This window comes from Sphingomonas sp. 67-41 (assembly GCF_001899725.1).
In the GTDB taxonomy this organism is placed as follows: Bacteria; Pseudomonadota; Alphaproteobacteria; order Sphingomonadales; family Sphingomonadaceae; genus Sphingomonas; species Sphingomonas leidyi.
Map to the genome: position 1 here is coordinate 1 of NZ_MKWJ01000006.1, position 12,422 is coordinate 12,422.

The 12,422-nt window shown below is 62.5% G+C and carries 13 protein-coding genes and 1 pseudogene; all 14 read left to right on the forward strand.

Translation table 11 applies throughout. The annotated features are described in order from the left end of the window. Positions 1-74: 74 nt before the first annotated feature. Positions 75-248 (forward strand): annotated as a pseudogene (traL, locus tag BGP17_RS03195) (type IV conjugative transfer system protein TraL); the annotation flags it as partial. A gap of 1 nt (position 249) precedes the next feature. Continuing rightward, positions 250-816, forward strand: a complete 567-nt coding sequence (locus tag BGP17_RS03200; RefSeq protein ID WP_017502442.1) for a type IV conjugative transfer system protein TraE — start codon at positions 250-252, stop codon at positions 814-816. Continuing rightward, positions 813-1,616: a type-F conjugative transfer system secretin TraK gene (locus tag BGP17_RS03205; protein WP_017502441.1), complete on the forward strand. Its 804-nt coding sequence runs from the start codon at positions 813-815 to the stop codon at positions 1,614-1,616. Before BGP17_RS03200 ends, BGP17_RS03205 begins: the two co-directional genes overlap by 4 nt. A gap of 3 nt (positions 1,617-1,619) precedes the next feature. Then, positions 1,620-2,945, forward strand: coding sequence for a TraB/VirB10 family protein (locus tag BGP17_RS03210; RefSeq protein ID WP_017502440.1), 1,326 nt, complete (start codon positions 1,620-1,622; stop codon positions 2,943-2,945). After that, on the forward strand, positions 2,932-3,834 hold the full coding sequence (locus BGP17_RS03215; protein ID WP_017502439.1) for a DsbC family protein: 903 nt from the start codon (positions 2,932-2,934) through the stop codon (positions 3,832-3,834). The genes BGP17_RS03210 and BGP17_RS03215 overlap by 14 nt, the downstream gene beginning before the upstream one ends. A 167-nt stretch (positions 3,835-4,001) precedes the next feature. Continuing rightward, complete coding sequence (locus BGP17_RS03220; RefSeq protein WP_234415799.1) at positions 4,002-4,766, forward strand: TraV family lipoprotein; 765 nt, start codon at positions 4,002-4,004, stop codon at positions 4,764-4,766. Next, positions 4,766-7,357 (forward strand): type IV secretion system protein TraC, encoded by a 2,592-nt coding sequence (gene traC / locus BGP17_RS03225; protein WP_017502437.1) that lies wholly within the window; start codon positions 4,766-4,768, stop codon positions 7,355-7,357. Before BGP17_RS03220 ends, traC begins: the two co-directional genes overlap by 1 nt. 4 nt (positions 7,358-7,361) lie before the next feature. Next, entirely contained in the window at positions 7,362-7,700 is a 339-nt protein-coding gene (locus BGP17_RS03230; RefSeq protein WP_017502436.1) for a hypothetical protein, read from the forward strand. Then, positions 7,693-8,346, forward strand: a complete 654-nt coding sequence (locus tag BGP17_RS03235; protein WP_017502435.1) for a type-F conjugative transfer system protein TrbI — start codon at positions 7,693-7,695, stop codon at positions 8,344-8,346. The genes BGP17_RS03230 and BGP17_RS03235 overlap by 8 nt, the downstream gene beginning before the upstream one ends. Further along, the gene (locus tag BGP17_RS03240; RefSeq protein ID WP_026109446.1) at positions 8,330-8,863 is read left to right on the forward strand and encodes a S26 family signal peptidase; all 534 of its coding nucleotides are present in this window, start codon (positions 8,330-8,332) and stop codon (positions 8,861-8,863) included. The genes BGP17_RS03235 and BGP17_RS03240 overlap by 17 nt, the downstream gene beginning before the upstream one ends. Continuing rightward, a complete protein-coding gene (gene traW, locus BGP17_RS03245) occupies positions 8,860-9,516 on the forward strand; it encodes a type-F conjugative transfer system protein TraW (RefSeq protein ID WP_017502433.1) in 657 nt (218 codons plus the stop codon). The genes BGP17_RS03240 and traW overlap by 4 nt, the downstream gene beginning before the upstream one ends. After that, positions 9,516-9,788, forward strand: coding sequence for a hypothetical protein (locus tag BGP17_RS03250; protein ID WP_026109445.1), 273 nt, complete (start codon positions 9,516-9,518; stop codon positions 9,786-9,788). The genes traW and BGP17_RS03250 overlap by 1 nt, the downstream gene beginning before the upstream one ends. Continuing rightward, positions 9,785-10,810 (forward strand): conjugal transfer pilus assembly protein TraU, encoded by a 1,026-nt coding sequence (gene traU, locus BGP17_RS03255; protein ID WP_286710981.1) that lies wholly within the window; start codon positions 9,785-9,787, stop codon positions 10,808-10,810. Before BGP17_RS03250 ends, traU begins: the two co-directional genes overlap by 4 nt. Positions 10,811-11,424: 614 nt before the next feature. Next, positions 11,425-12,414 (forward strand): reverse transcriptase domain-containing protein, encoded by a 990-nt coding sequence (locus BGP17_RS03260; RefSeq protein WP_286710982.1) that lies wholly within the window; start codon positions 11,425-11,427, stop codon positions 12,412-12,414. Positions 12,415-12,422: the final 8 nt, after the last annotated feature.

Here is a 12,422-nt window from a genome sequence, read left to right on the forward strand (position 1 = left end):
CCCGCTCGCGTTCGAAGCCAAGGTGGCATAATGAGATAGGTGACCGGCACAAAACCGTTACAAGTCCAGTGTTTCAGCATATCCTCATCGGGTTGATACTCGCGGTTGCGGGCTGGTGGGGTCTTAGAAAGGCGAAAGCAGGGCGCACGGCGTCGTGGTTGCTTCATCTGGCTTATTGGCATTTGCCAGCCGGTTTCACCGGCATGCGGGCCACGCCACCCTCATATCTCCGGCTGATGGCAGGCTGACATGGAAGTCGCTTATAGCCACGCGCAGAACCAGCGCCTCCTCAAGCAGCGCAACCTGCTGCTGCTCGCGGCATCCGCACTGGCCGTTCTGGCCGCGATCCTCCTGCTGATCGGCTTTTCGCGCGACCGGGAGGTCGTATTGCAGCCGGTGCTTCGGTCACCGCTCACCATCTCAAGCGCCGGGGTGAGCCGCGAATATCTCGAACTGATCACGCGGGATGTCGTGGTCCTCACGCTCGACCGCTCACCCAGTAACCTGGAATACTGGATGGAGTCAGTGCTCGCGATCGCTTCGCCACGCTCGCACGGTAAGCTCAAGACCGAGCTCCTCAAGATACTCGATGAGCAGCGCGGCTCGTCCATCGCCCAGTTTTTCACGATCCAGAAAATGGAGCTCGATCCCCGCAATCTGCGGTCTCGGGTCACCGGGGAGCTTCACACGATCGTGGGCGACAAGGTGATCTCGAAGGAGCGGCGGACCTTCCAGTATGACTGGGAATATTCGGGTGTTTCGCTTCGGCTCGTCGGTTTCGGAATGGTCTCAAGCGAAAAGGGACGCCCCTCATGATCATCGTCTATGCGGCCGGTGGCGCGGCCATCGGCACCCTTCTGGCGTCGCGGGTCAATTGCATGGTGAGCCGCAGCATTGGCGGTCTGGTGCTTGGCGTGTCGCTGATGTCGCTTGCCACTCCCGCATGGGCCGACCAGACCATCATGGCCGGCGATAGCGCTCAGGTCGACTGCCAGGCGTCCGCAAAGGACCTTACGCGGATCAGTCTGATCGAGGACGAGTTCGCGAGCGTCTCCAAGATCTCGACGGGCAATCCGATTGACGATTTCTCGGTCGTCAACGAACCGGTGAGGGGGGACATCTACCTGTCTGTCCCCAACGGGTTTTCGCGCTCTGCGCTCTCTTTCTTTGGAACCAGCAAGCGGGGCTACGTCTACAAGTTCGTTTGCCGGATCGGCGGCGACCAGGCCGCTCAGATATTCGTTTCCAACCCGGCCATTGCCAGGGCCCAGGTCGCGGAGACCATGCCGGCAAGCGCAGCGAGTGGCCCTCAGGATGCCGCCATCGAACTGGTCCGTGCGATGTACACGAACGGCACCGTCGAGGGCTTCGAGATGCGGCAGCGGTCATTCCGTCCGGTCTTTGTCGGCAATCTCAAGGTCCAGATGATCGCGGAGTATCGCGGCACTGATCTGATCGGGCGGGTCCTGCGCATAGAGAATGCGGGCAGCGACCCGGTCGAACTCACAGAGCGCACCGTTGCGCCAACCAGCGCGCTCGCCGTGTCGATCGCCGAACCCAAGCTCGCGCCGGGGAAGGTCACGACCGCCTACCTCGTATCATCAAACCAGAGGTAAGCCATGGCTCTTTCCGACATCTTCAAACGCGATCGCCGGCCTCTGGACCAGGAGGAAGGAGAGGGTGTTTCGCCCATCGCCGACGAGCTATCCGGAAACGAGGCTGTTCGGCGAAAGCAGCGCATGTTGCTGGCCGGGGTCGCAGGCGTCGGTCTGCTCGCTTCCTCATTCTGGATCTTTTCGGGCAGCGACAGCGCCGACAAGCTCGATAGCGATAAGGCAGCCGAGGTCGCGGTCTCGACCAAGGACATGGTCAACCGCAATCTCTCCCAACAGGAGTGGATGGCCCTTTCCGAAAACCGCTTTCAGGCGACCGAGAACCAGCTCAAGGCCGTGAATGGGCAGCGGGATCGCATGGATGCGCTCACCGCACAGGTTGAAGCGCTCAAAGGCCAGAACATGGCGATGCGCTCGGATGGGCAGAGAGTTGTCTCCGCCTATCAGGCGGAAAATGAGCAATTGCGTCGCCAGATCAACGAACGCGCGGCCGCTCCGCCGGCGCCGGCCCCTGGTCCGGCAGCGCTCTATGGTCCGCGCGGACCACAGGCCTATCAGCGTCCGGACGAACCGGGTTCGGGCCAGACTGCGCCCTCGGCGGGCTATGGCAGCGAGGTGAAACTCGTCAATTTCACGACTGCGGATACCAGCACTGCTTCCAAGATTTCAAAGGGCAACACGGTTTACACCGACAGCCCCAACTACCTTCCGCCCAACAGCTTCGCCTCAGCCAAGGTCATTGTCGGCGTCGATGCCAGCGCCGGGGTCAACAGCCAGAGCGACCCGCTGCCGGTCGTGCTGCGCATAACGGGTCCGGCACGGTCGGTTCTTCAGAACGGCAAGCTGCTGACCACGAAGATCCAGGGCTGCCTCGTCAATGGCGCGGCACGCGGGGACCTTTCCAGCGAGAAAGTCTACGTCAAGCTGCAGAAGATGACCTGCCCCCAGCCCGGAGGCCGGTACGCGGTGTCGGAGGTCAAGGGATTCCTGGCCTTTGGCGGCAAGACCGGCGTTCGCGGCCGGGTCGTGTCGCGCGAGGGCGGCCTCGTCACCCAGGCCTTTATCGCAGGCCTCTTCGGTGGCTTTGGGCGAGGCTTCTCCGCCAACGCCAATTCGGTTTTTCAAGGTACGACCATCACCAACGGCAAGCGCGACAAACTTTCCGCCGGCGAACTCCTTGAAGGCGGCTTTGGCGAAGGCGCGGCCCAGACCGGCGACATGGTCTCGAAATATCTGATCGAGCGCGCCGAGCAATATCAGCCGGTGATCGAGATGCCCACCGGCATCGATGTGGAAATCGTGTTCCTGGAGGGGGTTTATGTCCGCAATTAAGTGGCTGCGTGCGCGTGTTCCCACGGGCCTTTCGCGATCCTGGATCGCACCGGCTTCCGCAATCGCCCTGTGCTCGGTCATTGGCGCCGCCGGCGTTGCGGTTGCGCAGAACCTCGTACGCCCAGGCGCGAAGGTCGAGAGCCTCCTGAAGGCCCGCCTTCCCAAGACGGAACTGACCAAGGTCGACTGCGAAAAGCTGACCGGGCTTTGCGAAGTGACCGCGGGGGCCAATCTCTTCTATGTCGATCAAGGGGCCCGCTACCTGGTCATCGGCCGCGTCTATGACATGGAGACACGGCAGGATCTGACCGCCGCGCGCCTGCTCGAAATCAACCCCGACATGTTGGTTGGCGGCGCTGCTACGGCGAACGCCGCCGGGAGCCCCTCGGGTCGCGAGGAGGAGGAACTGGCGAGCCTGGGGCGGGGAGCGGCAGCCACAAAAGTGGCGCTTCCCGCCCGCCCCTCGACATTGCCGCTCGCCAGCCTGCCGAAGGATGGAGCGATCATATGGGGCAATCCGGCAGGGCCCACTGTCACAGTCTTCAGCGACTTCAGGTGCTCCTATTGCCGCGCCTTGAGCAATGTCCTGCGCTCGATGAACGTGCGTGTCGTCGAGCGGCCCATATCCGTGCTCGGCAGCCGGGATCTGGCGGACCGGGTCTATTGCGCAAAGAACCGCGAGGAAGCTCTTCATGCGGCCTATTCGGGCGAACCGCTGAGCGGCAGTTCTGCAAAATGCGACACTTCCGGGCTCGATGCCAATGAGAGCTTTGCCCGAAAGCACGGGCTTTCAGGCACGCCGGTCATTGTACGCAGCGATGGCGCGATGCTGGAAGGCTATCGTCCACGCGCATTTCTCGAAACCTGGCTCAAGGCGGCACGCCCATGATTGGGAAACCAATCCGGCGGCGTGCCGGCAGCGCCCCCACGCTCCTCGCGTTCTTCGCCCTTGGCGGCTGCGCGAGCCTTGGGGGAAACATTGCGGGTAGTTTCTCCTGCCCCGCCCCCGACGGGGTGTGCGCACCGGCCTCCGCTATCGACGATCGCGCTTTGGCGATGATCTCCGGCGAGGAGGGGGACCGCTTCATTCCGGCCGGGGCCGATGCGGCACCGGCGGGCAATGTCTCGGCCCGCCAGATCAGTCGCACCGCATTGGCGACCTCCAACGCGGGTGTCTCCCCCGTCGGGGCGCCCCGAACGTCCGAAAAGGTGCTTCGCATCGTCTTCCAGCCCTATGTCGATGAGCGCGGCCGCCTCCACGAGGCAAGCGCGATCCATGCCGTCGTCCAACAGGGCGAATGGCAGGAGCAGGCCCGTCAGGACGCGGCCATACTTCCGCCGACAGGACTTGCTGCTACGGGAGCCGGCGGCGAATCCATCAGCGACGCGCTTGCGCGAGATGATGCCGCCCCAGTCGGCGCGATCTTGCCTGATCCTGCAGCCGTAGCTGCGGCTCGCGCGAGGGTCGCCAATCCGATCGACGGAATAAAGGCCGATGTCGCGCAGCGCCTGCACGCCGATCGACCACGCCCCACATCGCCTCAGGCCGTCTCGAAAACGGTCGGGATCACCAAGCAAGATGGGACCGCGCAACCAGAACGAGCGGCCGGCTCTATCGGCTCGAACGCAGTGCAGAAGCCGGTGTCCGCCGAAAAGGCCGAGGCTGGCCGTGCCGCGACCGACCAGATCAAGGCAAGCGAGCCCTACCAGCGCAGCACAGGGACAATCGAGAGCACAGCCCGTGCCGCAGCGAGCGGCGCTGTCACAGGCGCGAGCGTGAAGGCGGAAAGCTTCCCCGCGACCGTTCCGGAGCATGACTGATGGCCAAGAAACGCGGTTTCCTGGATCAGCTTCTTGCAAGCCTGATGGGCGATGCCAGGCACCCCGATGCTCAAAGACCATCGCTCGGTGTGCCGATGCTCGCGCATTGGCTGCCCTACCGAAGCTATGATCCCAAGACCGGGATTTTCTACAATAGCGCGTCGCGGGGCTTCGTGATCGAGGCGGCGCCATTGGTTGGCGCCGACGAACGCACCGGCGAAATCCTGACGCAGTTCCTCTCCGAAGCGATCCCGGCGCCCGGCTGCCTCCAGTTTCACCAATGGATGAGCCCCAGGGTCAGCGAACGCCTGTCGCGTTGGTATCTGCCACGATACTCGGCCGCCGGCGTCTACGAGCGCATGGCGAAACATCGTGTCGAGTTTCTGACCGCGGGTGTCTGGGATTCCCTATCCAGGGATGCCCCATTTTCGCTTCGCAACCACCGGGTGGCGATCTCCTATTCAACGCCCGAGAATTCCAGCGTCTCAACCGAGGATATCGTCACCGTCATGGACGGGCTGATCTCGGCTCTGGCCTCGGTCAACGTCTCGGCCCGAAAAATGGACCCGGAAGCGCTCATCGCGTGGATCGATGATATCACCTCGCCGACGACCGCACCCGGCGATGATGCGGTGAGCTATAATCCGCTCGATCCGATCGCCGATCAGGCTGTCCGACGCGACATCGAGATGAAAATCGATCCGGACAGGATCCTGCTTCGCACCGAGCGATTTCGCCCGACCGGCCGCACATTGGGCGGGGCTCCAGAGATCGGGGAGATCTATCCCGATGTCTTCGACGTCAGGTCCTTCTCGGTGCGCAACCTTCCGCAGCGTTGGGCACCCTGGGATTGCGCTCGCCTGATCGGCGACATGTTCACTGACAAGCTGCGCATGCCTTGCCCGGTCGCCACCAATCTGTGCCTTGAGTTTCCCGATCCGCAGGCCGCGAGCAGCAAAGCGGGCTACAAGTTCATGCGCACCACCAGTCTGGCGGATTCCAAGTCCGCCAGATTTCTGCCGCAGCTGCGCGATCAGAGCCAGGAGTGGAAGCACGTCAACGACGAGATCCGCCAGGGACGCAAGCTCATCCGGCTGTTCTACAGCGTGTCGGCATTCTCCCCCAAAGGGAAGGGTGATGCGAATGAGCGCATTCTGAAATCTGTCTATCGTGCGGCGGGCTGGGACCTGCTGGACGATCGCTATCTCCAGATCATGGGGCTGTTGTGCGCCATGCCGATGACGATGGCGAACGGGCTGGCCCGCGACCTCGATCGCATGAAGCGCATGCGCACGATGCTCAGTACGACGGCGGCCAATCTTGCTCCGATACAGGGTGAGTATCTGGGCGGACAGACGCCGCATCTCTTGTTGATCGGGCGTCGCGGCCAACCCTTCTTCTGGTCGCCCTTCGAGAATTCGGCGGGAAATCACAATGTCGCGGTGTTCGGCAAGTCAGGGTCGGGCAAGTCGGTCGCGCTGCAGGAATTGTGCGCCTCCTTATGCGGCGCAGGCTCAAAGGTTGTCGTGATCGACGATGGTCGTTCGTTTGAGCACTCGGCCAAGCTGCAAGGCGGAGCTTTTGTCGAGTTCACCATGAGCTCGGGCTTCTGCCTCAACCCTTTCTCGATGATCGATGAGGCGCAGGCCGAGGCGGATGAGGATTATCTGCTCGACTGCATGGCGATGCTGAAGGCGATCATCAATCAGATGTCGCGTCATATCGACAGGCTCAACGATACCGAGCGCGGGCTGATCGACGGAGCGGTCAACGCCGTGTGGGAGAAGAAGCGTCGGGCAGGCTCGATCGATGATGTGATTGCTGCACTCGACGCCACCGGCAATGAGCTGGCCGCCAACCTCGGCATCGCGATGCGCCCTTTCTCCAGTGGCGGCACTTATGGCCGCTTCTTTCAGGGGGAAGTTTCCTTCGAGCTGAAAGCCCAGCTCACCGTCTTCGAGCTGTCGGATCTCTCGTCGCGCGAGGAGCTGCGCAGCGTGGTCCTGACCGCGATCATGTTCATGAGCCAGCAGATGATGCGCAAGGTGGACCGAGCCACACCCAAGGCGCTGCTCCTCGATGAAGCCTGGCAGATGCTCAAGGGAGGGGCGATGGCCGATTTCATCGAGACCTACGCGCGCACCTGCCGGAAATATGGCGCTTCGCTCGTGACCGCGACTCAGTCCCTCAACGACTATTACAAGTCGGAAGGCTCGATCGCCGCGCTGGAGAACAGCGACTGGTTCGTGATCCTCCAGCAGAAGCCGGAGACGATCGCCGACTTCAAGAAGCACGACCGCTTCGAAATGGACGACTATACCGATGCGCTGCTGCGCTCCCTCAAGCGCAACGGGTTCGAATATTCCGACATCATGATCAAGGGGCCTGACACCCTGGCGGTGGGCCGGCTGGTGCTCGATCCCTTCTCGGCCGCGCTGTTCTCCTCAAGCCCCAAGACCTTCGCGATGATCGAGGCGCTTGTCGAGAGCGGGCTCGCCATGGATGAGGCCATCGAACGCGTTGCCTACCCTGACAATCCGGAGAGGTGGACATCGCTCGTCGATGACGCTGCTCCGCTGGCGGCGGAGTAATCCGATGAAGCCATTTTTCCCAAGGACCGTCCCGCGGAAAGACAAGCGGCCTGCGCTGGGCGCAGTCCTGTTTGCGGCGCTTCATGCCTGCGGGCTGATTGCGACTACGCTTCTCCTCACCTGGGGGCTGTTCATTCTCTTCTTCCTCGCGATCGGCGGCTTCTCGTTCGACGGTCTCATGCACCAGCTCGCCAATCTCGCTTCGCGCTATGTCGCAGCGGACCCGGACCGGATCGCGAACTTCCGGACCGTGGTCCTTGTCTCCCACCTGCTTTTGTCCGGGGCGGTGATCGTTCTTCGTCGCCACGCCCTACTACCCAAGATGGAGGCGTATCATGGTTGAGCAGCAGCCGGAGCTGGATCTGCCATTGCCCCGACAGAGTGGGGCGCGTCGCAAGCGCGCTCTGTTTGCGGGTTTCTCGCGCGGACAACTCGTTGCCATTGTCCTGCTCGCCTGCGCGCTGGTCTGGTCGATGTGGGTTACGAAGCGACTGCTTACGCCCGAACGCGATCACATCGTGGCTGCGCGGCTCTCGAACATTGTGGGCGAATATGTGCAGGCGCAGGCACGCTCTGCGGCGCCTCCTGCGCAGGTCGAAGCCGAAATGAAGGCGTTCATGGCCACGCTCGACGGTGAACTCCAGAAGCGCAGCGCCGCTGGCGAGGTGGTCCTGGTGGGCGAAGCGGTCCTGACGAAAAACGTCCCCGATATCACTGACACGCTTCGCCGCGCGGTCTATGCGGGGGGCATTAAGTTGCCGGCAGCAGCCTCTCCCCAGACGTTGCAACGCCTTCAGGAACAACTGCCCCCCGCCAGCCTTGTCGACGCGATCCCGGCGGTCGATCCGGCGATCGGCCAGACCGAGAATTTCGATCCGCCGGCGCCGTTCCCGGACGGACCGCAGGGAGCGGTCTCGCAGCCCAACGTGTCGCGACCTTCGGCATCGGTCTCAACCTTTGGAGGCCCGGGCGATGGCAACGGCCAGTGAAAGCCCGGTACGGGGAAGGCGTTCGGCCGGGCACCTGTGGATTTTGCTGGGCGTGTTCGTGACGGGCAGCGTTGTCCTTACGGCTATCGCCGATTGGCGCGCCCATCATCTCTTCCTGGTCAACGCCACGCATTCACTGCCCAACTGGGCCTTTCTGATCCGGCGAGGGGCATTGCCTGAACGCGGCGAGTATGTGTTCTTCGATCCACCTCATTCCGCGCTCATCAAACGACATTTCGGCGCCCGCCCGCAGATGTTCGGCAAGATCATCTATGGAATGCCCGGCGATATCATCGCCCATGACGGATCGCGCGTGCAGGTGAACGGGCGCGAGGTCGCCCGGATGAAGGCCGTCACGAAGCTCGGGGAGGCTCTGACGCCCGGAGTGACGGGGGCCATCCCTGCGGGTTGCTACTATGCCGGCACCCCCCACAGGGACGGGTTTGACAGTCGCTACGCGGAGATCGGGCTGGTCTGCCGGCGGCAGATCATCGGGGTTGGGACGCCAGTGCTATGAGACGTGCAATCGATCTGGTCGCCGGTCTTTGCTGCCTCGGCTGCGCCCTGCTTCTGACCGGCTCCGGGGCCAGCCAGGCTCGCGACTACGGCCAGATGGGCCAGACCTTCCCGGTGATCGAGACCGACTTGCTGGCAACGATCGAATCCCGCCTGCGCCGCGCAGAGGCAAGCGGCGAGCTCGACCGTGTGAACGCCATGTTCGCCAAGAAGGTCGAGGCCAAGGTCAAGCGGCCGACGCCGGTGGCCGGCATCACGGCGGCCGAGCGCCCACGCCAGTGGAAGTTCGATCCTACCGTGACGATCGAACGGGATATCCGTGACCAGAAGGGCAATCTCATCGCTGCAGCTGGGCAGAAGATCAATCCGCTCGACTTCGTCGTCCTCCGACAGGATCTGGTCTTCGTCGATGGCGATAGTCCTGGCCAGCTCGACTGGGCAACCCGGCAATATGTCGACGCCAAGGCGAAGATAATCTTCGTGAACGGATCGCCTTTCGAGGCGATGGGGTCGCGCAAGCGCCGCTTCTATTTCGACCAGGACGGCAAGCTCACAAGCAAGTTCGGCATCAGACATACGCCCGCGGTCGTCACGCGCGCCGGCAACGTCATGCACGTCTCCGAAGTGGTCCTGCGTCCAGGAAAGGCTGACTGATGCCGCTCTGGCTCGAGCTCCTTCGCACGCCGATGGCCGCGCCCGAAACATCGGGGCTGCGTCGAATGCGCCTCGTCTGGCAGCTGTTGTGCCTGTCGCTCGCAGCCACCCTGATCTCGCTCGAGGAGATACAGGCTGCCGCGCCGCATCTGGCGGTCCCGCTGGCAGGCGCTCTGCTCGTCGCCGTTGTCCTGCATACGGCGGTCTACTGGTCGCGGAAGAACCGGGCAGACCGGGCTCTGATCGCTTCTCGCGAAGGAAAGCCACAATGAATTGGCTTCGCTCGTTTGCTGCCTGCCTCTTGCTGACGATAGGCTTTGCGCTTGCGGCCAGCCCTGCGCAGGCGGCGGGACCGACCTGCAATGGGAAGTTCGTCAATCCCATTACCGATGTTTGCTGGTCGTGCCTGTTTCCCCTTTCGATCGGCGGCGCGAAAATCTGGCCGAGCGGCCGGCCGGATACGAGCAATCCGGCATCGCCCATTTGCGCGTGCGCGGATCCTTTGCCCCGGATTGGCATATCGGTAGGCTTCTGGGAGCCGGTTCGCCTCGCCGATGTGACGATGAAGCCCTGGTGTTTCCCCAATCTGGGTGGCGTGCGCCTCTCACCCGGTTTCGACATTGGCCAGGGGTATCTCGCCGGGCCTTCAATGGTCGGCGGACGTTCGCAAAGCACGGCCAAATGGCATGTCCATTGGTACGTCTATCCGCTGCTCTACTGGATGGAGATCCTGACCGATTTCCTGTGCTTCGAGCAGGCGTCCTTCGACATTGCCTATATGACCGAAGTCGATCCGCTCTGGCAGGATGACGGGCTGAGCGCGCTTATCAACCCTGAAGCGATCGTCTTTGCCAATCCCATTGCCAAGGCGGCGTGCGCTGGTGACTGCATCGCAGGAACAGTGGGCCTTCCGCTCGATCCGCTGTTCTGGTGCGCCGGCTGTCAGGGCAGCATGTACCCGCTCAACGGCAATATTCCTGCCTCGATAGGGCATGTTCAGTCCTCGCGACTGGCGCTCTCGCGCTTCGCCTACAAGATGCATCGCCAGGCGCTTGCCTGGGGAACGATGGGCTCTGCAGGTTTGTGCAAGAAGTACCTCATGCCCATCATGCGCAAGCAGCAGTATCGCTTCCAGATGGTCAATCCGATCCCGACGGTCAGCGGGCGGTTCGCCTGCTCCGCCATCGGGGCTTCAACAATGCCTCCAGATGCCGGTCGTGCCTTCCCCGCGGGTGGAGAGGACATGGGCTATCTTGTCTGGCGCAAGCGCAATTGCTGCGTGCGAGCGCCGTGACGGCGCGGAAAGGAAATATGTATGTAGAACAACATCATAATCCTTTCGATCGTCTTGCTGACGATTGACCGGTGGCTGCGATGCCACCCCACCCGATGGAAGGAATCGGGTCGGAAGGGGGTCTCCAAGGTTTGCCGCGTTCCGGCGGTCGGCCTCAGAGCAGGAGACCTGAAATGTACCGGATGCGGCCCGTCAGCCGCAGGTCGGGCTACCACAGGACCTAAGGTGAGATACAAGCGAATGACGTGTCTGAAGCCTCTTTATTTACAGTTGAACTCCCGATCACCTGACGGGGTGGGGAGATCGCGGTGTGAACCGGTTGGTTTGTTGTGCTGCCTACTGGTGAATGCTCGTCGAGCATTCGTGTGCGGGTCGTCCTTTCTTGTCCGCACGCCCGAGCCGCAAGGGGTTAAGCGTTGCACCTACGGGTCCAAGGTTGATCGTCGGAACACGGGAACCATCATCGTCCGCCTGCTTCGGAGCAGGCTATCCGCGGAGACCGGGGATGGGCGCTGGTGGGGCGGAGCCTGCGTAGTAGTCCGAGGGCGGGAAAGCCGTCCACATGGCGAAGGCGGGCAGGAAGTCGGTGGGCTGTCATGACGGAGGAACTACCAGTGGACTCTGGTAATCAAGCCCCACAGGCTTGGCTCCTCGGCGTTCAAAGAAAGCTTTACCAGTGGAGTCGGGAAAACCCCGAAGAACCATACTACGACTTGTGGAATTGGGTGACCGATCCCCGCAACTTGTACATGGCCTGGAGGACGATTGCCGGTAATCGCGGCAAGCGCACTCCGGGGATCGACGGGGCGACCGTAGAGAAAATTGCTGCCGGAGTTGGTGTCGACAGATTCCTTCATGAGCTCCGCGAGGAACTCCGGGCGGGCGAATATCGTCCGTCTCCTGCACGAAGGAAGTGGATTCCAAAGCCGGGCAAACCGGGGAAGTTCCGACCCCTCGGTATCCCTACGGTCAAGGATCGCGTGGTGCAGTGCGCGGTCAAGCAAGTTCTGGAGCCGATCTTCGAGGCCCGGTTCTGGCCTGTCTCATACGGGTTCCGGCCCGGACGCGGCAGTCAGGCCTGTCTCGAACATATCCGTGTGACCATCCAGTCGCGGGGTAAGCCTGCGGCAGATGGCTACCGACACAATGCGCCGTACCAATGGGTAATCGAAGGCGACATTGAGGCCTGCTTCGACAACATCGGACATCATCCCCTGATGGAACGCGTGCGCCACGGCGTCGCGGACCTCAAGGTGAACCGGTTAGTCGTGCAGTTCCTCAAGGCCGGGGTCTTGGAGCATGTCACGTACAGCCCCACCGACACCGGCACGCCTCAAGGTGGCGTGCTCTCACCGCTGCTGGCCAACATTGCGCTGAGCGTAATCGAGGAACGGTATCGGGATTGGGTACGCCGCCCCGAAAGCCCGGAGCTGAAATCCGATGGGATCAGGCTCGCGGCGATCAAGCGCGACAAGGATCGAAAGGCCGGTCGAACGGTCTTCTACCCTGTCCGCTATGCCGATGACTGTGGATCGGCGTGGAAAAAGGACCCCGGTAGCGGGGTGATCGGCGTCGAAAAGGGACCCCTCATCCCGGTGGTCTAGGCTGTTCG

Excerpts from the sequence above, each read along its gene's own strand:
- BGP17_RS03200 (WP_017502442.1), top strand. The coding sequence starts at position 250 with ATGGAAGTCGCTTATAGCCACGCGCAGAACCAGCGCCTCCTCAAGCAG.
- BGP17_RS03205 (WP_017502441.1), top strand. The coding sequence starts at position 813 with ATGATCATCGTCTATGCGGCCGGTGGCGCGGCCATCGGCACCCTTCTG.
- BGP17_RS03210 (WP_017502440.1), top strand. The coding sequence starts at position 1,620 with ATGGCTCTTTCCGACATCTTCAAACGCGATCGCCGGCCTCTGGACCAG.
- BGP17_RS03215 (WP_017502439.1), top strand. The coding sequence starts at position 2,932 with ATGTCCGCAATTAAGTGGCTGCGTGCGCGTGTTCCCACGGGCCTTTCG.
- BGP17_RS03220 (WP_234415799.1), top strand. The coding sequence starts at position 4,002 with ATGATCTCCGGCGAGGAGGGGGACCGCTTCATTCCGGCCGGGGCCGAT.
- traC (WP_017502437.1), top strand. The coding sequence starts at position 4,766 with ATGGCCAAGAAACGCGGTTTCCTGGATCAGCTTCTTGCAAGCCTGATG.
- BGP17_RS03230 (WP_017502436.1), top strand. The coding sequence starts at position 7,362 with ATGAAGCCATTTTTCCCAAGGACCGTCCCGCGGAAAGACAAGCGGCCT.
- BGP17_RS03235 (WP_017502435.1), top strand. The coding sequence starts at position 7,693 with ATGGTTGAGCAGCAGCCGGAGCTGGATCTGCCATTGCCCCGACAGAGT.
- BGP17_RS03240 (WP_026109446.1), top strand. The coding sequence starts at position 8,330 with ATGGCAACGGCCAGTGAAAGCCCGGTACGGGGAAGGCGTTCGGCCGGG.
- traW (WP_017502433.1), top strand. The coding sequence starts at position 8,860 with ATGAGACGTGCAATCGATCTGGTCGCCGGTCTTTGCTGCCTCGGCTGC.
- BGP17_RS03250 (WP_026109445.1), top strand. The coding sequence starts at position 9,516 with ATGCCGCTCTGGCTCGAGCTCCTTCGCACGCCGATGGCCGCGCCCGAA.
- traU (WP_286710981.1), top strand. The coding sequence starts at position 9,785 with ATGAATTGGCTTCGCTCGTTTGCTGCCTGCCTCTTGCTGACGATAGGC.